This window comes from Streptomyces mabaensis (genome assembly GCF_053763515.1).
Genome location: NZ_JBSOPZ010000065.1, coordinates 1 through 18553, shown reverse-complemented (window position 1 = coordinate 18553; position 18553 = coordinate 1). Strand labels below are relative to the sequence as shown.

Sequence of the window (18553 nt, the reverse complement as noted above, 5' to 3'; positions counted from 1 at the left end):
GCCCTCACCTGTTCAAGATCCCTCAGCCGAGACCTGGCTCACCCGTCCACAACCTCCCAGGACAGAACACCTAGCGCTCGCCGATCGGCGTACGGGCCAGCAGACCCGGAGCGTCCGTGATGATCCCGTCGCAGCCGAGCCGCAACGCCCGGTCCCGCGCCTTCGGCGTGTTCACCGTGTGCGCCCACACCCGCGGGATGCCGGACCGCACCGCCCGCCGCAGGTCCGCGTCGCGCGCCCGGTGGTCCACGTCGAGGACGTCCACGAAGCTGCGCCAGCGGCGCGGGTCGTCGGTCCGCAACTGCCGCGCGGAGCGCCACAGCTGAGCCGTCAGCCCCTTGTGGTGCGCGCGCCGGGCGACGTCCGGCCGGTTGGTGTTCACCAGCACCGAACGGGCGAGCCCGCGGCGGTGGACGGCCCGGGCCAGCTTGCCGAGGCTGTCCGGGTCCTTGGCCTCCAGCATCATCACGGTCCGCCCGCCGAAACGGTCCAGCACCTCGTCGACCGTCGGCGGCCGCTCGCCGCCCACCCGCAGCCGTACGTCCCGCCACTGCCGGGCGTCAAGTGCCCGTACCGGCCCGGTGGAGGTGGTCGTACGGTCCAGGGTCGCGTCGTGCATCACCACGAGCGTCCCGTCCCGCAGCATCCGGGTGTCGGCGTCGATGACCTGCGCGGTGCCCCGTTCGTACGCGGTGGTCAGCGCGGACATGCTGTTCTCCACCGCCTCCAGCGCTCCGCCGCGGTGCGCCGTGTACACGATGCGGGGGAGCGTGTCCCATGTCACCGGGCGGCTGCTCCAGCGCAGCGGTGTCGGGGTGTTGGCCTGCCCCGCGAGGGAAAGGGCGATCAGGGCGGCCAGCAGAGTCCTCGTGACCATGGGCATCACGCTAGGCGGAGAAATCAGGATATGAGCAGCAATGACACCTGGCTCGTGGCTTCATCGGACGTACCCCGGTTGGGGAGTGCGGTCACCCGGGGCGCAGGATGGTGGGAACATGTGAAGGTCCGCCGGTGCAACGGTGAGGTAAGGGGATACATGGGCGCTGAGTCGGGCCGCTACCACCGCGGCGAGGAGAACAGGATTTCCCAGTGGCTGCGCCGCAGGCAGAAGCCCTCTGCCGATCCCGGCGCGGGACGGGAGGGCCTGCTTCTGTCCGCCGCCGCCGCAGGTCTGCCGCTCGCCCCCGCCGCGCACCCCGCGGGCTACCGGTGTTCGTGCGACCGTGTCGGCTGTCCCACTCCAGCCCGGCATCCCGTCTCCTTCGCCTGGCAGACCCAGTCCACCACCGATCGTGCCCAGATCGAGCGTTGGGCACGCAATCAGCCGCAGGCCAACTTCATCACCGCGACCGGCCTGGTCCACGACGTCCTCGACGTCCCGCTGGAGGCCGGGCGGAAGGCGCTGGCCCGCCTCCTGGAGGCCGGCATCGAGGTGGGCCCGGTCGCCGAATCGGGTGCCGCCATCGGCCAGAGCCGGATGCTGTTCTTCACCGCCACCCGCGGCACGCCCGAGGACGAGGACGAGTGGTGGCCGTGTGAGCTGGACTGCCATCCCGAGACCATGGACGAGCACCCCGGGCTGCGCTGGCACTGCCGCGGCAGCTACGTCCTCGTACCGCCGGCGCAGTTGCCCGACGAGCGGAGCGTGGACTGGCTGCGCGGGCCCGAGCATCCGCTGCCCGACCCGCTCACCCTGCTGGAGACCCTGACCGACGCCTGCGCGCAGTACGCGGGCGAGGGCCACGAGCACCACCCGGTGGCCTGGCCGCTCGGCCGCTGACGGAGCCCGTCGGCGGCGGCCTGCCGGCGGCGGCCTGCTGACGGAAGGCCAGAGCGCGGCCGGTCAGGAGGCCTTCGCGCCGATGAGTCCCTGGATACGGTTGAGGAACGCCACCTGGGGCCGGGCGGAGCCGATCGGCGGCACGGACACGGCCTGGCTGGAGACCCGCTCCTTGGTGACGGTGTTCGTGAGCGTGCCGCTCATCAGCGCCTTCACATCGGGGCTGATCTGCAGGCGCACGCCCTTGGCCGCCGTCTGCTGCTCGTAGTGGCGGGTGGCGAAGAACACCAGCGCCCCGCCGTCCTCGGTGCGCAGCCCGAGCGGCGCGAACGTCCCGGTGTCCAGCGCCTGGTCGACGTACTGGGTGGAAATGCCCGGCCGCTTGGCGGTCCTGCTGCGTTCGGCCCGCCACTGGGTGGTGTGCTGCCCGGGTACGAAGTCCGCGGGCCGGCCGCTCTGGAGGTACGCGGCGTACTGCTTGCTCAGCTCCTGCGGTGTCGTCGCCAGGCCGCTGTCGGCCGGCGCCACGGGCTCCGCGAAGCCGTCCTTGTCCGTCCTGAACCCGGGTATCTCGTCCGGCGTCAGGATCGACAGATAGGCGACCTCCCACAACTGGTCGGCACCGCCCCGGACGAAGACGAGCATCCAGCGGTTGTCCTGCGCGCCCTGGTCGGTGTCGCGGTTGCTGTCGGTGTCCGCGACGAACCAGCGCGGCCAGCCCGCCTTCTTGGGGATCGTGAAGGCGGCGTCGGTCAGCTCCAGGGGCACGTGCTGCGGGTTGCCGTTCGGGTTGTTGATGCCCTTGGCCTTCAGGCCCGCCTGGTTGATGGCGCCGAGCGCGCCGGTGACCCGCCCCGCGTCGAGGGCCGGATCGAAGGCCCGGTCCGCCTTGTTGTACGCGTCGGTGAAGTCCTTCAGGGCCTGCGCGGCCTCAGCCTTCGTCGCCGCCGGAACGACCTCCAGCTCGCCGTGCACCGTCACGCACCCGCTCGCGGTCCCTGTCAGCACCGTCACCGCGGCCGTCAGTCCGGCCAGCCGCCTCAGCCTGCTCATGCGTACTCTTCTGCTCCTTCGCGCCAACGACGGTCCGAACCCTACCGGGGCGCCGAGGTGCTTGAATGCCGGGGTGAGCGAACTCGACGTACTCGACGCACCGCACGTAACGGACGTACTGGACGTGCTCCGGGTCTTCTGCGGGCCCGACGGCCGCCACGGCAACGCGCTCGGTGTCGTGCGCGACGGGCGCGCGTACCCCGACGAGGTGTCCCGGCAGGCCCTCGCGGCCCAACTCGGCTTCAGCGAGACCGTGTTCGTCGACGACCCCGAGCGCGGGATCGTCGACATCTACACCCCCGGCGTCCGGCTGGCCTTCGCCGGGCATCCGCTCGTCGGCGCGGCCTGGCTGCTGGACGTCGAGGAGCTGCTGCCGCCCGCCGGCGAGGTCTGGGCGCGCGACGACGGCGAGTTCACCTGGATCACCGCCCGCCCGGAGTGGGCCGCGGGCCGCCGCACGGAGCAGTACCCGACCGCCGCCGACGTGGACGCGCTGCCCAGCCCGCCGCCGGGGGAGGGCTGGCTGTACGCCTGGGCCTGGGAGGACGAGGCCGCCGGCCGGGTGCGGGCCCGGGCCTTCCCGCGGCGCGGCGACGGCATCGTGGAGGACGAGGCGACCGGCGCCGCGGCCCTGGTCCTGACCGCCGAGCTGAACCGCGCGCTCAATATCACGCAGGGGCGGGGGTCGCAGATCCTGACCGCACCGGGCCCCGACGGCACGATCGAGATCGGCGGCCGGGTCCGGTGGGCGGCGCAGGGCTAGGCCCTGATCCGCCGGACAGGCCCTCCCTCGTGGTGGGATGCCGGGCGTCAGGCGCTGAGGCGGAACTCCTGGCTCAGTTCGTGGAGCACCGCGCCGTTGTGATCGAAGGCGCGCCTGCACTCGTCGATGATGCGCTGTTTCTCCAGATCGTCCGCCTTCACCGCGTCCAGCAGGTCCCGGTAACCCCGCTTGAAGGCTGCCGGGTTGGTTATCCGCTCGAAGACGTAGAAGCGCACGCCGTCACCCTTGCGCGCGAATCCCCAGGTCTTCTCGGCCTTGTCGCGCAGGACCTGGCCGCCCGAGAGGTCGCCGAGATAGCGGGTGTAGTGGTGGGCGACGTATCCGGCGGGCCAGGTCCGCGCACACTCCGCCACCCGGGCCGCGTACGCCGCCGTGGCCGGCAGGGGTGACACGCCCGCACGCCAGTCGGGACCGCGCAGGTGGGCCAGGTCCCGCTCCAGCTCGGCCACGCGCATCAGCTCGGGCCGGATGAACGGCCCCGCGACCGGGTCGTCCGCGAGCGACTCGGCGGCGTCCTCCAGAGCGCGGTAGACGAACCACAGCTGCTCGGTGTAGCGGGTGTACGCGTCGAGGCCGAGCCGCCCGTCGAGCAGGTCGCTCATGAAGCGCGAGCCGTTCACCTCCGCGTGCTTCGTGTGCGAGGCGGTACGGATGAGCGTGGAGAAGGTATCCAAGACGACCTCCGGAGGCCGGGCGACAGGACGTTACTTAGGAGCGCCTAAGTAACCTTCCCGACGGTCTGTCGGTAAAAACCTTACTCCTCGGACGGGCTCACGGCAGCGTCAGGATCTCCGCCCCCGTCGCCGTCACCACCAGCGTGTGCTCGAACTGCGCGGTGCGCTTGCGGTCCTTCGTCACCACGGTCCAGCCGTCCTCCCACATGTCGTACTCGTGGGTGCCGAGCGTGAGCATCGGCTCGATGGTGAAGGTCATCCCCGGCTGCATGACGGTGGTGGCGTGCGGGCTGTCGTAGTGCGGGACGATCAGTCCGGAGTGGAAGGACGAGTTGATGCCGTGCCCGGTGAAGTCGCGCACGACGCCGTAGCCGAAACGCTTCGCGTACGACTCGATGACGCGGCCGATGATGTTGATCTGGCGGCCCGGCCGGACCGCCTTGACGGCGCGGTTCAGCGACTCACGGGTCCGCTCGACGAGCAGCTTCGACCCCTCGTCGACGTCGCCGCAGAGGTAGGTGGCGTTGTTGTCGCCGTGCACCCCGTTGATGTACGCGGTGACGTCCAGGTTCACGATGTCGCCGTCCCGGAGCACGGTGGAGTCCGGGATGCCGTGGCAGATGACTTCGTTGACGGAGGAGCACAACGACTTGGGGTACCCGCGGTAACCCAGGGTGGACGGGTAGGCCCCGTGGTCGCACATGAACTCGTGGGCGACCCGGTCCAGCTCGTCCGTCGTCACGCCGGGCGCGATGAGCTTCGCGGCCTCGCCCATCGCCCGGGCGGCGATCCGCCCCGCGATGCGCATGCGCTCAATCGTTTCGGCGGTCTGCACCTCGGGCCCGGTGTACGGCGTGGGGGCGGGCTTGCCCACGTACTCGGGACGCCGGATGTTTCCGGGGACGGAACGGGTGGGAGAGAGCTCCCCTGGTACGAGCAGCGACTGGCCAGACATGGAAGCGAGTGTATCCAGCGCTGATCGGGCAGGCTGGCGGCAGAGAAAGGAGCCGACCATGGCCCTGTTCAAGAAGCGCACGGTGGGCAAACCGGGCGAGTGGTACTACTGCCTCACCCACAAGAAGGTCGAAGAGGGCCCCGAGTGCCCGGCGAAGGACCGTTTCGGTCCCTACACCAGCCGCGAGGAGGCGAACCACGCGATGGAGACCGCGCGGGAGCGGAACCTCGAGTGGGAGAACGACCCCAAGTGGCACGACGCGAGACGCGGCGAGGAGGACGGCGCGCCCTGACCGGGCCGGGCGCGCCCGCTACCAGCGGGCCGGCGGCGGTGCGGTCAGATGGTCGGCCAGCCGCGAGAGCCGGTCCCTGAACCGGCGGGGCGCGCGCTGGGCGGGCATGCTGTTCTCCCCGGCGGCCGCGCTGACCAGGTGCTGCACGGTGTCGAGGTCGAGATCCGCACCGCCCGCCCCGGAGGGCGATGCCGGCGGCACGGACAGCGCGTCGTGCGCGAGCGTGTGCAGCTCACGGTCCGCGCCGTCCAGCGCGTCCAGGGACAGGACGGTCGCCCCGGCCCGGCGGGCGTCGTGCACCCGCTCCAGCAGCCCGTCGTCCGGCCGCTCGGGCGCCACGACCAGCAGTGTCTCCCCGCGCCGGGCCGCCTCGATCCTGCCCAGCCCGACCGACAGGTGCGGTGGCTCACCGGGCAGCACCCGGTGGCGTACCAGCGTCGGCGACAGCTGGGGCAGCCCCGACCAGGCGGACTCGTCCACGAGGTGGGCCGCCAGATGCCACGGCTCGTACCGCTCGGTGCCCACCAGCAGCAGCCCGCCGCCGTGCGGCACGACGGACGACCGGAGTACCCCGGCGAACCGCCGGGTGGCACCGAGCCACTCCGTCCCGGCGAGGACCTCACGCAGCAGGGCGACGCGTACGGCATCCATGGCTCCGCATCCTGCCGTACCGGCCTGCCCGGAGTCCGGAAGTCGGCGCCTCTACCAGCAAGTAAGGTCGGCTCATGACTTCTACCGACAGTGCTGACACGGCGGCCACCCCGAGCGCGGGGGAGACGCCCGCGAAGGCTCCCGCGAAGGACCCCTGGGACCTGCCCGACGTCTCCGGCCTGGTGGTCGGCGTTCTCGGCGGCACCGGTGACCAGGGCCGCGGGCTCGCCTACCGGCTGGCCAGGGCCGGCCAGAAGGTGATCATCGGCTCCCGGGTGGCCGAGCGGGCGCGCACCGCCGCCGCCGAGCTGGGCCTCGGTATCGAGGGCGCGGACAACGCCGAGTGTTCGCGGCGCAGTGACATCGTGATCGTCGCCGTGCCGTGGGAGGGGCACGCCAAGACGCTGGAGTCGCTGCGCGAGGAGCTCGCGGGCAAGCTCGTCGTCGACTGCGTCAACCCGCTCGGCTTCGACAAGAAGGGCGCCTACGCCCTGAAGCCGGCGGAGGGCAGCGCCGCCGAGCAGGCCGCCGCCCTGCTGCCGGACTCCCGGGTCACGGCCGCCTTCCACCACCTGTCCGCCGTCCTGCTCCAGGACGAGTCGATCGACGAGATCGACACCGATGTGATGGTGCTGGGCGAGGCGCGCGCCGACACCGACCTCGTCCAGGCGCTGGCCGGCCGTATCCCCGGGATGCGCGGCGTCTTCGCGGGCCGGCTGCGGGGCGCCCACCAGGTCGAGTCGCTCGTCGCGAACCTCATCTCGGTGAACCGCCGCTACAAGGCGCACGCGGGCCTGCGCGTGACCGACGTCTGAGCCGGGCCGGCCGCGACAGCCGGCCGGAACAGCCGGGGCCGGGGCATGAGGGACACTGGAGGGGCTGTACCTGATAAGCCCCCGGACAGGAGCCGACCCCCATGCCCCGCCTTGCTCTGTACGCCCTTGTCGTCTGCGCCCTCGCCGTGGCCGCGGCCGTGCTGGCCTTCGTCCGGGGCAGCTTCCTCGGGATCGTGTGGGTACTGCTGGCCGGCCTGTCGTCGAACATGGCGTGGTACTACCTGCGCAGGGCGAAGGCCGAGCGGAACGCTCCCACGCCCACCGCCTGAGGCAGCCGCCTACCGCATGAGGCAGCGCGGGTCCTGGTCCGTCCAGAAGCGGTAGGCCTGCTGCCCGCAGTACGTGTCCACCTCGCCCACGCCGAGCGCCTGCATCAGCGCGTGGATGCCGTCGAAGAACGCGTGGTTGACCGCCGGGATGAAGAGGACGACGAACACGGCGAGCAGCCCGATGGGCGCGATCGGCTCGACCTGGCGGCGGATCCTGTACGACAGCCAGGGCTCGATCACCCCGTACCCGTCCAGGCCCGGTACCGGCAGGAAGTTCAGCAGCGCCGCGGTGACCTGGAGCAGGGCGAGGAAGCCGAGCGCGTAACGGAACATCAGCGGCACGCCGTCGAGGGCGTCCAGCCAGAACGGCGCGGTGCAGACGATCGCGAACAGGACGTTCGTCAGCGGTCCGGCCGCCGAGATCAGACTGTGCTTCCAGCGGCCCCGGATCCGGCCCCGCTCGATGAAGACGGCGCCGCCGGGAAGACCGATGCCACCCATGATCACGAAGAGCACGGGCAGGATGATGCTCAGCACGGCATGGGTGTATTTGAGAGGGTTCAGGCTCAAGTACCCCTTCGCGCCGACGGAGATGTCCCCGCCGTGCAGCGCGGTGCGGGCGTGCGCGTACTCGTGCAGACAGAGCGACACGATCCACGCGGCCGTGACGAAGAGGAACACGGCAAGGCCGGGCAGCGCGGAGAAGCCGGTCCACACCGCCCAGCCGGTGACCGCCATGACGGCGACGATCCCCAGGAAGACGGGACTGACCCGCCGGTCGCTGCGGGTTGCTGCAGTGGCCATGAGCGGGCTCCCGGGTGGTGGGCGGCGGGGGTGCGCGGTCGACCGTACCGGTGACGTCGGAGTCCCGTCCGGCACCGGGGACAATGGGCCGGTGCGCTATTGCCTGCTCGGTACCACCCGGGCACTCCACGACGACGGTACGGCCGTTCCCCTCGGCGGGGCACGGCTGCGTGCGCTGCTCACCGTGCTCGCGCTGCGCTCGGGGCGGACCGTGCCGGCCGGGGTGCTCGTCGACGAGGTGTGGGACGGCGACCCGCCCGCCGACGCGGCCGGTGCGTTGCAGGCCCTGGTCGGCCGGCTGCGGCGGGCGCTGGGGCGTGCGGCCGTCATTTCGGGGGAGGGCGGCTACCGGCTGGCCGCCGACTCCGACGACGTGGACCTGCACCGGTTCGAGCGGCTGGCGGGGGAGGGCGCGCAGGCGCTGGACGGCGGTGACGCCGCCAAGGCGGTGGCGCTCTTCGACGACGCGCTGGCCCTGTGGAGGGGCCCGGCGCTGGCCGACCTGCCCGACCGTACGGCCGGGGCCGCGCGGTGTGAGGCCGGACGGCTGGCCGCGCGCCGCGGCCGCCTCTCCGCGGTGCTCGCCCTGGGCGGCGCGGAAGAGGTCCTGCCCGAGCTGACCGCGCTCTGCGCCGACCGCCCGCTCGACGAACCGCTGCACGCCCTGCGGATCCGCGCGCTGCGCGACGCCGGTCGTACGGCGGAGGCGCTGACGGCGTACGAGGAGGTGCGCGGCGCCGTCGCGAGCGCCCTGGGCGCGGACCCGAGCCCCGAACTGCGCGCGCTGCACGCCGCGTTGCTGTCGCCCGAGCCGCTGCCGGACGGGCACCTGCCCGAGCCGGCGGCCGGGCGCCCGGGTGGCGGCCACGCCGACGGCGGCGGGGGCGCGCGGGGCGGGCGGCAGGCCGGCCCGCCTCCGTACGGCAATCTGCGGGCCCGGCTCACCACGTTCGTCGGGCGCGCGGACGACATGGACGCCATCGCGGGCGACCTCCGTCGGGCCCGGCTCGTCACGCTGCTCGGCACCGGCGGGGCGGGGAAGACCCGGCTGTCGCAGGAGGCTGCCGAGGCCGCGGCCGACCGCTGGCCGGACGGGGTCTGGCTGGCGGAGCTGGCGCCCGTGGACGACCCGGAGAACGTGCCGGAGGCCGTGCTGTCCGCGCTCGGCGCGCGCGGGACCGTGCTGCGCGGGGCCGGTGCGGAGGAACTGCGGGCGATGGCGGACCGGTCCGGCGACGACGCGCTGGTCCGGCTGACCGAGCACTGCGCACGGCGCGAGCTGCTGCTGCTGCTCGACAACTGCGAGCACGTGGTGGACGCGGCGGCGCGGCTGGCCGAGGAGCTGCTCGCCCGCTGCCCCGGTTTGCAGATCCTGGCGACGAGCCGTGAGCCGCTGGGGGTGCCGGGTGAGGTCGTACGTCCCGTGGAACCGCTGCCCGACCCGATGGCGCTGCGGCTGCTCGCCGACCGGGGCGCGTCGGCGCGTCCCGGATTCCGGACCGAGGACGATCCGGCCGCGGCCGCGGAGATCTGCCGCCGCCTGGACGGGCTTCCGCTCGCCATCGAACTGGCCGCCGCCCGGCTGCGGATGCTCACACCCCGCCAGATCGCCGACCGGCTGGACGACCGCTTCCGGCTGCTGACCAGCGGCAGCCGGACGGTACTGCCGCGCCAGCAGACGCTGCGGGCGGTCGTGGACTGGTCGTGGGACCTGCTGAACCCGTCCGAACGGGCCGTCCTGCGCAGGCTGTCGGTCTTCGCGGGCGACTGCGACCTGCCGGCGGCGGAAGAGGTCTGCGCCCTGAAGCCCGGCCCGGACGCCGGCGCCGCCTCGGCCGGCGACCGCCACGCCGCAGGCGCGGGTGCGTCCGCCGGAACCGGCTACGGCCCCGCCGGCGACGCCTCGGGCAGGGCCACGGGCCCGTACCCCGCCACTCCAGGTGCCGGGCGCGGGCCGGGCGCAGTCGGTGGCGCGGCGCCGGATGCCGGTACCGGCGGCGGCCACTTCGCCGCAGGCACGGGTGCGGGCGGGGTGGATCCGCGTGATGTCGCCTCCCTGCTCGGGTCGCTCGTCGACAAGTCCCTTGTCGTCGCCGCCCCTTCCGCCGGCGGCGGCATGCGCTACCGGTTGCTGGAGACCGTCGCCGAGTACGCCGCCGCGCGGCTCGGTGAGGCCGGCGAGCGGGAGGCGGCCGAGCGGCGGCACCTGGTGTACTACCGCGAACTCGCCCGCACCACGGATCCGTTGCTGCGCGGCCCCGAGCAGCGGACCGCCGGTGCGTGCATAGAGGTCGAGTACGAGAACCTCCGCACCGCGCTGCGCAGGGCCGTCGCCGCCCAGGACGAGCAGGAGACCCTGTGCCTGCTGCTCTCCCTCTCCTGGTACTGGCATGTGCGCGACCTCCGCACCGAGGCGCGGCACTGGTCCGAGGCGGCCGCCGGCCTCGGCCCCGACCCCTTCGCCGCGCCCGTCGTCCCCGCGCCCGCACTGCACGCCCGCTGTACGGACGCCCCGCCGCCCATGCCGCCGGAGCTGCTCCAGGAGGCCCGGCGTTCGGCCCGGCTGATCCAGATGGCGTCCCGGGACCAGGCGTACGAGCCCTGGGACGCCCCCGCCACCCGCGCGCAGATCGAGGGAGTCCTGGCCGCCTACCGCCCAGGGCTGCCGCAGACCTGCCGCAACCCCGGATCGTTGTGGATCTACGCAGTCATGCTGGGCGGGGACCCCGGCCGGCTGCGCGAGGTCCTCGACGCGACCGTCGACGCCTGCCGCGCGTTCGACTACCCGTGGGAGCTGGCCACGGCCCTGCAACTGCGCGCCAACGTACTCGCCAACCGCAGCAACTGGGCCGGCGACGCCGAGCGGGACGCCGAGGAGAGCCTGGCGCTCTACACCGGGCTCGGGGACGACTGGGGGGTTGCGGAGGCACTGTCCGCGCGGGGCGAGGCGTACGAGCGGCGCGGCGAGTTCGCCCGCGCCGCCGTGGACTTCCGCGCCTCCATCGACTGCGCCCGGCGGCTCGGCGCGCATGCCCAGGCCTCGCTGCTGCGGGTACGGCTGGCCGGCGTACTGGCGGAGTCGGGGGAGGGCGAGGAGGGCGAGGCGATCATCCGCGAGGTCCTGGCCGAGGGGCGGCCTCGCGCGAGCCACGAGGCGATGCCCGCCGCCCGGGTGTTCCTGGCGATGCGGCTCGGCCGGACCTCCCGTACGGGCGAGGCGAGGCAGCAGCTGCAGTTGCTGCGCGAGGAGTTCAGCTACGGCGCGTTCGCCGTCTTCGACGGCATCGTGCTCGGCCTCCTCGGCTGGCTCGACAACCTGGACGGCCGGTACGAAGAGGCCCTGGCGAAGCTGCGCGAGGCGCTGGAGCGGGCGAAGGATCCGCTGGTCGCGATGGTCGCCCCGCAGATGCCGGCGATGTACCTGATGAACGCGGCCGTCTCGCTGGCCGCGCTCGGCGGCGCGCGGCAGGTGCGCGACGCGGCCCGGCTGCTCGGCGCGCAGCGGGTCCACCTGCCGCCCGGACACGTCGAGACGTCGCTGGAGCGGGAGAACCGGGCGTGGGCCGAGGACATGGCGCGCGCCGCGCTGGGCGACGCCGCGTTCGGGGCGGCGCACGCCGAGGGCGGCGGGCTGTCCCTGGAGGAGGCCGCCGCCCTCGTCTGACGCCACTGCCGATGGCTTGGTCTCACGCCGCCGCACGCGCTCCGGCGCCGGTCACGTCTTCCTGCGGAACTTCGCCACCGCCAGCGGGGCGGTGACCAGGGTGATGCCGGCCGACCAGGCGAGCGTCATCCACACGGAGTCGGCGACCGGCCCGCCGTTGATCAGACCCCGCGCCGCGTCGGCGAGGTTCGACAGCGGGTTGTAGTCGGTGAAGGCCTCCAGCCAGCCGGGCATCGTCGCCGGCGGGGTGAAGATCGACGAGCCGAACTGCAGCGGCATCAGGACGAGCATGGCGACCCCCTGGACGGCCTGGGCCGTCTTCATGGCCATTCCGAGCAGGATGAAGAGCCACATCAGCGAGGCGCCGAACACCATCGACAGGGCGACGGCGGCCAGCAGTCCGACGACCGAGGTGCGGATCTCCAGGCCGAGGGCGAACCCCATGCCGAGCAGGATCGAAGTGGCGATCAGCATCCGGCCGGTCTCGACGACGACCTTCGCGACGAGGACGGAGGACCGGGCGATCGGCATACTGCGGAACCGGTCCATCACCCCCTTCGCGAGGTCGTCGTTGACGCCGGTCCCGACCGCCATGGCGATGTTCAGCCCCGACATGGCCATCAGCCCGGGGAGCACGTAGTTCACATACGTGTCACGGTCGCCTCCGAGTGCCTGGCCGACCGATCCGCCGAACACGAACACGAACAGCAGGCTGATGACGACCGGCATCAGCACGGCGTCGGACATGGACGACGGGTCCTGCTTGATCTGCAGGGCATTACGCCGCGTCAGGGCGCCGATGTGCCGGGCGTGGGCCCGCAGGCCGATCCGGCCCTCGCCGGGGAGTGCCCGCGGGGCGGACGTGGGCGCATCCATGGTGACGGCGCTCATGCCGCGACCTCCTCGTACGTGTCGTCGTCGATCTCGCCCCGAGCGGCTCCGGCGTCGGTCTTCCGGCCGGTGATGGCCAGGAACACCTCGTCCAGGCTGGGCAGGTGGGTGCCGATGCCGGCGATGCCGAAGCCGCGTGCGCCCAGCAGCCCGACCACGGCGGTCAGTTGCTCGTCGCTGAGGATCGGCACGTGGAGCAGCCCGTCGTCCGGGACGGCCGTCGCGCCCGCACTGCGCAGGTGGAAAGAGAGCGCGTCCAGGCCCGCCTCGGTCAGCGCCTGCGCCATCGCGGGCAGGTGGGCCGGATCCACCGGCCGGACCTGCAGCGTCCGGCCGCCGACCTTCGCCTTCAGCTCGTCCACCGCGCCATGGGCGATCACCCTGCCGTGGTCGATGACCGTGAGCTCGCTCGCGAGCCGCTCGGCCTCCTCCATGTACTGCGTGGTGAGCAGCACGGTCACGCCCTCCGAGACCATCCGCTGCACCTCGTCCCACACCTCGTTACGGGTACGGGGGTCGAGTCCGGTCGTCGGCTCGTCCAGGTACAGCACGGACGGCTGTCCGATCATGGACGCGGCCAGGTCGAGACGGCGGCGCATACCGCCCGAGTACTGCATCGCGGGCCGGGTGGCGGCGTCGCCGAGCGAGAAGCGCTCCAGCATCTCGTCGGCGCGCCTGCGGGCCTCCTTGCGGGGCAGGTCGAGCAGCCGTCCGATCATGTACAGGTTCTCCCGGCCGGAGAGCTTCTCGTCGACCGAGGCGTACTGGCCGGTGAGGCCGATGGCGCGGCGCAGCTGCCGGGGCTGCCGCACGATGTCGTAGCCGGCGACGGTGGCGTGTCCGGCGTCGGGGGTGATCAGGGTGGACAGGCAGCGGACGAGGGTGGTCTTGCCGGCGCCGTTGGGTCCGAGTACGCCGAGGACGGTGCCCTCGCGTACGTCGAGGTCGACCCCGTCGAGGGCCCTCGTCTCGCCGTAGTGCTTGACCAGGCCCCGTACTTCGACGGCGTGGCCGCTGTGCCGGGGATTCTTGCCGATTCGCGTCATGCCCCAAGGGGACCAGCCCCCACCGACAGCCCACCGACAGACCGCCGACACGCCGCCGACACCACCGGCACACGGCGACAGCCCGCCGACGGGGGAAATCGGCGGGCTGTCGGTTCCACCGCGATGGTCAGTGGAAGGCGTGCTCCGCCTGCGGGAACGCGCCGCCGACGACGTCCTCGGCGAAGGCCTTCGCCGCGTCGCCCATGGTCTGGCGGAGGTTGGCGTACTGCTTGACGAAGCGCGGCATCTTTCCGCCCGTCAGGCCCATCATGTCCGTGTAGACCAGCACCTGGGCGTCGCACTCGGCGCCGGCCCCGATGCCGACCGTCGGGATGTGCAGCGAGCGGGTGACCTCGGCCGCCAGCTCGGCCGGTACGAGCTCCAGGACGACCGCGAACGCGCCCGCGTCCTGCGCCGCCTTCGCGTCGCGCAGCAGCTGGTGCGCCGCCTCGTCGCCGCGGCCCTGCACCCGGTAGCCCATGGCGTTCACGGACTGCGGGGTCAGGCCCAGGTGCGACATGACCGGGATGCCGGACTGCACCAGCAGCTCCGTCTGGGGCAGCGAGCGCTCGCCGCCCTCCAGCTTCACCGCGCCGACGCCGGCCTCCTTGACCAGCCGGGTCGCACTGCGCAGCGCCTGGACGGCGCCTTCCTGGTACGAGCCGAAGGGCAGGTCGCCGATGACCAGGGCGCGTCGGCTGCCGCGTACCACCGCCGCCGACAGGATGGTCATCTCGTCGAGGGTGACGGGCACGGTCGTGTCGTAACCGAGGTGGCAGTTGCCCATGGAGTCGCCGACCAGGATGACCGGGATGCCGGCCTCGTCGAAGACGGAGGCGGTCATCGCGTCGTAGGCGGTGAGCATCGGCCACTTCTCGCCGCGCTCCTTGGCGGCGGTGAGGTCGCGGACGGTGATGCGCCGGTTGCTCTTGCCCCCGTACAGCGCCTTGCCGCTGCTGTCGGCCGGCGTGTCCTGGGCGGGCGGGTTCTGCGCGGGGGGAACGATGGCAGGCGTGACGGCGTGCGTCATTGCGATGGCTCCTTGTGTCATCTCGAGGCGCCCTCACGGCGTCCCCGGACTCACCCCCATGGTGGCATCCGGTCGGCCGGAGGCGAAAGGGGGACACTGAGCCAAAGCCTTCCGATACGAGACGGCGCCGTATCGGAAATGATTTAAGCTCACTCCATGACCACCGGCCGACCCGCCGCTTCACCCGTTTCCGACCTCGTGCACCGGCGCCGCTGGGCGACCCTCGCGGTGCTGATCCTCAGCCTGCTGATCGTGGTGCTGGACAATTCGATCCTCAATGTCGCGATGAGAACCCTCGCGACCCCTCCGCCGCACGGCCTGGGCGCCTCGCAGAGCGCGCTGGAGTGGGCCATCAACTCCTACACCCTCGTCTTCGCCGGCCTCCTCTTCACGGCGGGGCTGCTCGCCGACCGGTTCGGCCGCAAGAAGGCCCTGATCTTCGGCATGGTGGTCTTCGGCGCCGGCTCGGCGCTCGCCGCGTTCTCCGGATCGCCGGGCGCGCTCGTCGCGTACCGCGCGGTGATGGGCGTCGGTGGCGCCTTTGTGATGGCCACCACGCTCGCCATCCTGATGAACGTCTTCGACCGCGAGGAACAGCCCAAGGCCATCGGCATCTGGACCGGTGGCGTCGGCATCGCGATCGCGATCGGCCCGATCACCGGCGGGCTGCTCCTGGAGCACTTCTGGTGGGGCTCGGTGTTCCTCATCAACGTACCCCTGGTGATCGCCGGCGTGATCGCGATGCTGGTCCTGATCCCCGACTCGCGCGACCCGAACCCCGGACGGCTCGACCCGGTCGGCGTACTGCTGTCCGTCGCCGGCCTCGTCCTGCTCGTGTACGGGATCATCACGGGCGGCCGGTACGCCGACTTCACCACGCCCGAGGTGCTGCTCACCCTCGGCGGCGGACTGGTGGTGCTGACGGTCTACGTCCTGTACGAGCGGCGCAGCGACCACCCCGCGATCGATGTCCGGCAGTTCCGCAACCGCGCCTTCTCGGCCGCGGTCGCCGCCATCGCGCTGGTCTTCTTCGCGCTGACGGGCGTCTCGTTCTTCTCCGTCTTCTACATCCAGAGCGTGCGGGGATACTCACCGCTGGAGACCGGCCTGCTGGTCCTGCCGCTCGCCGTGGCCCAGCTGATCTTCGCGCCCCGCGCCCGGCTGGCCGTCGAGCGCTTCGGCGCGCGCGTCACCTGTACGGCGGGACTGCTGCTGCTGGTCGTCACGCTCAGCGGGTTCCTGCTGCTGGGCACGGACACCCCGATCTGGGTGCTGGAGGTGATCTTCTTCCTTCAGGGCACCGGCTCGGCGCACGTCATGACGCCGGTCACGGTCGCGATCATGCAGAGCCTGCCGCGCGAGAAGGCCGGTGCCGGATCCGCCCTGAACAACACCTTCCGGCAGGTGGGCGGCGCGCTGGGCGTCGCGGTCCTCGGCTCGCTGCTGTCCACGCTCTACCGCTCGGACATCGACGACAGCCTCACCGCACTGCCGCCGGGCGCGCGTCACGAGGCGGGGGAGTCGGTCGAGGCGACCCTGGCGGCCGCGCAGCGGCTCGGTCCGGCGGGCGAGGCGCTGGTCGGCCCGGCGCACGACGCGTTCGTGCACGCGATGCACATCACCGCCCTGGGTGCGGCGGCCATCGCGGTGGTGGGCGCGGTCGTCGTCGCGCTGTTCCTGCCGGGCCGGGGTGCGAAGCCTGCCGCGGCACCCGGGATGGAGCGCAGCGGGGAGCCGCCCCGCAGCCCCGCCGCCGTCCGGGAGCCCTGACCCGGGGGCGAAGCCCTGGCCCGGGTCGAAGCCCTGGCTCGGGTCCGGCCGGGGCCGACGCCCCGGCCGAGGCGGGGCCGCGCGAGAATCTTCCGTGACGATTGTCGTACGTCGTACATGTGGGAGGCGGGCGGACGTGGCGCTGAAGGACCGGCCGGAGCGGCCCGCCGGGGGCAGGGCTCCGCGCGGGCGGCCGCGCAGCGAGGCCGCCGAGCGCGCCATCATCGAGGGCGTCGTCCGCCTCCTGGAGGACGGCGTACCGCTCGCCGAGCTGTCCATCGAGCGGATCGCCCGGACGGCGGGCGTGGGCAAGGCCACCATCTACCGCCGCTGGGAGGGCAAGGAGGCCCTCTTCGTCGACGTCCTGCGGTCGGTCGAGGAGGAGGACCCGCCGCTCCCCGGCACCTCGGTGCGCGACGATCTGATCGCGCTGCTGGAGGGCCTGCGCCGGCGCGGCCTGGCCAAGCGTTCGTCGGCGATGCTGCGCAGTGTGCTGGGCCAGGTGCAGAGCTATCCGCAGCTCTGGCAGCACTATCAGGACCGCGTGATCGCCGCCCGGCGGGAGGCGCTGGACGACGTACTCCGCCGTGGGGTCGCGCGCGGTGAGGTCCGGGCGGACCTGGACTTCGACCTGGTCGGCGACCTGGTGGTCGGGCCCATGCTGGTACGCACGGTCCTGCGCCCGGACGGCCCGCTCGACGACGACCTCGCCGAGCGGATCGTCGACGCCGTGCTGGCGGGGCTCCGGCCGCGCCCCTGACCGGGATCCTCATCTGCTTCTGAATATGCGCGTTTTGTCACAGCCGACGCCCTGACCGGCACCTTCGGAACTCCCGGCGCCGCCCCTTCGTCCTCGTGGCAGTACGGCCGTTCAGACGGCGGGGAAAGTGACCGCTCATCCCCTAGGGTCAGGGGGCGAGATGGTGTGCGAGGCAAGGCAGTGAGGGCAGCGGTATGGCGCAGGCGTACATGACGGAGACGGGGAACGGCAGCTCGGGGCCCGAGCGCACCGGATCCGGCTTCCGGCGCCTGCTGGACGGTCTGCGGCGCGACCGCGGGATCTGGAGACGCGGAATCCTGCTGGCGATCCTCGCCGTGCTCACCGCTCTGCTGATGATCTTCCATGCGCAGATCCCCAACACCATCGGCAACCTGGGCAGTCTGACGGAGACGTTCCTGCCGTGGCTCGGCGTCGCCGTGCCCCTGCTGCTGGTCCTCGCGCTGGTACGGCGCTCGGCGACCGCGCTGGTCGCCGTACTGCTGCCGGCCGTCGTATGGCTGAATCTGTTCGGCGGGCTGGTCACCGGCAAGTCGGGCGGCGGCGGCAACCTCACGGTCGCCACGCACAACGTCAACGCCGAGAACCCCGACCCCGAGGGCACGGCGAAGAAGGTCGCGGCCTCGGGCGCGGACGTGGTGGCGCTGGAGGAGCTGAAGGCGGGCGCGGTGGCGTCGTACGAGAGCGCGCTGGCGCCGACGTACAAGTACCACGCGGTGCAGGGGACGGTCGGGCTCTGGAGCAAGTACCCGATGAGCGACACCCGGCCTGTGGACATCCAGTTGGGCTGGGTCCGGGCGATGCGCTCGACCGTGCAGACCCCGCAGGGGCCGGTCGCGGTGTATGTCGCGCATCTGCCGTCGGTACGGGTCAAGCTCAACGCCGGCTTCACCGCCCACCAGCGTGACGACAGCGCGGACGCGCTGGGCCACGCGATCGTGCGGGACCCGCTGCAGCGGGTCATCCTCCTGGGTGACCTCAACGGCACGATGAACGACCGGGCGTTGTCCCCGGTCACCTCGCAGATGCGCTCCACCCAGGGCGCGGCGGGCGACGGCTTCGGCTTCAGCTGGCCGGCGTCGTTCCCGATGGCGCGGATCGACCAGATCATGGTCAAGGGCATGACGCCGGTGTCGTCGTGGACGCTGCCGGAGACGGGCAGCGACCATCTGCCGATCGCGGCGCGCGTGGAGCTGTGACGGGGGGGGGGGGGGGGGGGGGGGGGGGGGGGGGGGGGGGGGGGGGGGGGGGGGGGGGGGGGGGGGGGGGGGGGGGG

Annotated in this window: 17 protein-coding genes and 1 pseudogene; 9 read left to right on the top strand and 9 right to left on the bottom strand. The window is 72.6% G+C overall.

The window, feature by feature from the left end; all coding sequences use genetic code 11:
* Nucleotides 1-70 precede the first annotated feature (70 nt).
* The gene (locus ACWV17_RS33065; RefSeq protein WP_455362560.1) at nt 71-877 is read right to left on the bottom strand and encodes a glycerophosphodiester phosphodiesterase; all 807 of its coding nucleotides are present in this window, start codon (nt 875-877) and stop codon (nt 71-73) included.
* 159 nt (nt 878-1036) lie between these two features.
* Between ACWV17_RS33065 and ACWV17_RS33060 the strand changes: the two genes are divergently transcribed.
* Nucleotides 1037-1780: a bifunctional DNA primase/polymerase gene (locus tag ACWV17_RS33060; protein WP_455362559.1), complete on the top strand. Its 744-nt coding sequence runs from the start codon at nt 1037-1039 to the stop codon at nt 1778-1780.
* Nucleotides 1781-1843: 63 nt separating this feature from the next.
* Here ACWV17_RS33060 and ACWV17_RS33055 read toward each other — a convergent pair whose 3' ends face one another.
* A complete protein-coding gene (locus ACWV17_RS33055; protein ID WP_455362558.1) occupies nt 1844-2833 on the bottom strand; it encodes a hypothetical protein in 990 nt (329 codons plus the stop codon).
* Nucleotides 2834-2906: 73 nt separating this feature from the next.
* Between ACWV17_RS33055 and ACWV17_RS33050 the strand changes: the two genes are divergently transcribed.
* The gene (locus ACWV17_RS33050) at nt 2907-3596 is read left to right on the top strand and encodes a PhzF family phenazine biosynthesis protein (RefSeq protein ID WP_455362557.1); all 690 of its coding nucleotides are present in this window, start codon (nt 2907-2909) and stop codon (nt 3594-3596) included.
* A 47-nt stretch (nt 3597-3643) separates the two neighbouring features.
* On the opposite strand, the gene ACWV17_RS33045 is transcribed toward ACWV17_RS33050, so the two are convergent.
* On the bottom strand, nt 3644-4291 hold the full coding sequence (locus tag ACWV17_RS33045) for a biliverdin-producing heme oxygenase (RefSeq protein WP_455357409.1): 648 nt from the start codon (nt 4289-4291) through the stop codon (nt 3644-3646).
* 97 nt (nt 4292-4388) lie between these two features.
* The gene (gene map, locus ACWV17_RS33040; RefSeq protein WP_455362556.1) at nt 4389-5246 is read right to left on the bottom strand and encodes a type I methionyl aminopeptidase; all 858 of its coding nucleotides are present in this window, start codon (nt 5244-5246) and stop codon (nt 4389-4391) included.
* A gap of 58 nt (nt 5247-5304) precedes the next feature.
* Here map and ACWV17_RS33035 point away from each other — a divergent pair, with 58 nt between their 5' ends.
* Nucleotides 5305-5538, top strand: coding sequence for a hypothetical protein (locus tag ACWV17_RS33035; RefSeq protein ID WP_455362555.1), 234 nt, complete (start codon nt 5305-5307; stop codon nt 5536-5538).
* 18 nt (nt 5539-5556) lie between these two features.
* On the opposite strand, the gene ACWV17_RS33030 is transcribed toward ACWV17_RS33035, so the two are convergent.
* Nucleotides 5557-6189: a hypothetical protein gene (locus ACWV17_RS33030; protein WP_455362554.1), complete on the bottom strand. Its 633-nt coding sequence runs from the start codon at nt 6187-6189 to the stop codon at nt 5557-5559.
* Nucleotides 6190-6263: 74 nt separating this feature from the next.
* On the opposite strand from ACWV17_RS33030, the gene npdG reads away from it, so the two are divergent.
* Together npdG and ACWV17_RS33020 are read left to right on the top strand one after the other, a co-directional pair.
* A complete protein-coding gene (npdG, locus tag ACWV17_RS33025; protein WP_455362553.1) occupies nt 6264-7004 on the top strand; it encodes an NADPH-dependent F420 reductase in 741 nt (246 codons plus the stop codon).
* A gap of 101 nt (nt 7005-7105) precedes the next feature.
* Complete coding sequence (locus tag ACWV17_RS33020; protein WP_455357414.1) at nt 7106-7294, top strand: hypothetical protein; 189 nt, start codon at nt 7106-7108, stop codon at nt 7292-7294.
* Nucleotides 7295-7303: 9 nt separating this feature from the next.
* On the opposite strand, the gene ACWV17_RS33015 is transcribed toward ACWV17_RS33020, so the two are convergent.
* Complete coding sequence (locus ACWV17_RS33015) at nt 7304-8098, bottom strand: site-2 protease family protein (RefSeq protein ID WP_455362552.1); 795 nt, start codon at nt 8096-8098, stop codon at nt 7304-7306.
* Between the two features lie 91 nt (nt 8099-8189).
* Here ACWV17_RS33015 and ACWV17_RS33010 point away from each other — a divergent pair, with 91 nt between their 5' ends.
* Nucleotides 8190-11762, top strand: a complete 3573-nt coding sequence (locus ACWV17_RS33010; RefSeq protein WP_455362551.1) for an AfsR/SARP family transcriptional regulator — start codon at nt 8190-8192, stop codon at nt 11760-11762.
* 51 nt (nt 11763-11813) lie between these two features.
* Here the strand turns inward: ACWV17_RS33010 and ACWV17_RS33005 are convergent, their stop codons facing one another.
* The 3 genes from ACWV17_RS33005 to panB form a co-directional block, all read right to left on the bottom strand.
* Nucleotides 11814-12653: an ABC transporter permease gene (locus tag ACWV17_RS33005; protein ID WP_455362550.1), complete on the bottom strand. Its 840-nt coding sequence runs from the start codon at nt 12651-12653 to the stop codon at nt 11814-11816.
* Nucleotides 12650-13699: an ATP-binding cassette domain-containing protein gene (locus ACWV17_RS33000; protein ID WP_455362549.1), complete on the bottom strand. Its 1050-nt coding sequence runs from the start codon at nt 13697-13699 to the stop codon at nt 12650-12652. The genes ACWV17_RS33005 and ACWV17_RS33000 overlap by 4 nt, the downstream gene beginning before the upstream one ends.
* A gap of 127 nt (nt 13700-13826) precedes the next feature.
* Nucleotides 13827-14729 carry a 3-methyl-2-oxobutanoate hydroxymethyltransferase gene (gene panB / locus ACWV17_RS32995; protein WP_455362548.1) on the bottom strand — a complete coding sequence of 301 codons (903 nt, stop codon included), beginning with the start codon at nt 14727-14729 and terminating at the stop codon, nt 13827-13829.
* 156 nt (nt 14730-14885) lie between these two features.
* Between panB and ACWV17_RS32990 the strand changes: the two genes are divergently transcribed.
* From ACWV17_RS32990 to ACWV17_RS32980, 3 genes and pseudogenes are all read left to right on the top strand, one after another.
* On the top strand, nt 14886-16499 hold the full coding sequence (locus ACWV17_RS32990; protein ID WP_455362547.1) for an MFS transporter: 1614 nt from the start codon (nt 14886-14888) through the stop codon (nt 16497-16499).
* Nucleotides 16500-16635: 136 nt separating this feature from the next.
* The gene (locus tag ACWV17_RS32985; RefSeq protein ID WP_455357421.1) at nt 16636-17259 is read left to right on the top strand and encodes a TetR/AcrR family transcriptional regulator; all 624 of its coding nucleotides are present in this window, start codon (nt 16636-16638) and stop codon (nt 17257-17259) included.
* A gap of 253 nt (nt 17260-17512) precedes the next feature.
* A pseudogene (locus ACWV17_RS32980) lies at nt 17513-18476 on the top strand (endonuclease/exonuclease/phosphatase family protein).
* The last annotated feature ends 77 nt before the right edge of the window (nt 18477-18553 follow it).

Coding starts and splice junctions, on each gene's coding strand:
- map (WP_455362556.1), bottom strand. CDS start 5,246: ATGTCTGGCCAGTCGCTGCTCGTACCAGGGGAGCTCTCTCCCACCCGT.
- ACWV17_RS33065 (WP_455362560.1), bottom strand. CDS start 877: ATGGTCACGAGGACTCTGCTGGCCGCCCTGATCGCCCTTTCCCTCGCG.
- ACWV17_RS33055 (WP_455362558.1), bottom strand. CDS start 2,833: ATGAGCAGGCTGAGGCGGCTGGCCGGACTGACGGCCGCGGTGACGGTG.
- npdG (WP_455362553.1), top strand. CDS start 6,264: ATGACTTCTACCGACAGTGCTGACACGGCGGCCACCCCGAGCGCGGGG.
- panB (WP_455362548.1), bottom strand. CDS start 14,729: ATGACGCACGCCGTCACGCCTGCCATCGTTCCCCCCGCGCAGAACCCG.
- ACWV17_RS33000 (WP_455362549.1), bottom strand. CDS start 13,699: ATGACGCGAATCGGCAAGAATCCCCGGCACAGCGGCCACGCCGTCGAA.
- ACWV17_RS33060 (WP_455362559.1), top strand. CDS start 1,037: ATGGGCGCTGAGTCGGGCCGCTACCACCGCGGCGAGGAGAACAGGATT.
- ACWV17_RS33020 (WP_455357414.1), top strand. CDS start 7,106: ATGCCCCGCCTTGCTCTGTACGCCCTTGTCGTCTGCGCCCTCGCCGTG.
- ACWV17_RS33015 (WP_455362552.1), bottom strand. CDS start 8,098: ATGGCCACTGCAGCAACCCGCAGCGACCGGCGGGTCAGTCCCGTCTTC.
- ACWV17_RS33035 (WP_455362555.1), top strand. CDS start 5,305: ATGGCCCTGTTCAAGAAGCGCACGGTGGGCAAACCGGGCGAGTGGTAC.
- ACWV17_RS32990 (WP_455362547.1), top strand. CDS start 14,886: ATGACCACCGGCCGACCCGCCGCTTCACCCGTTTCCGACCTCGTGCAC.
- ACWV17_RS33030 (WP_455362554.1), bottom strand. CDS start 6,189: ATGGATGCCGTACGCGTCGCCCTGCTGCGTGAGGTCCTCGCCGGGACG.
- ACWV17_RS33005 (WP_455362550.1), bottom strand. CDS start 12,653: ATGAGCGCCGTCACCATGGATGCGCCCACGTCCGCCCCGCGGGCACTC.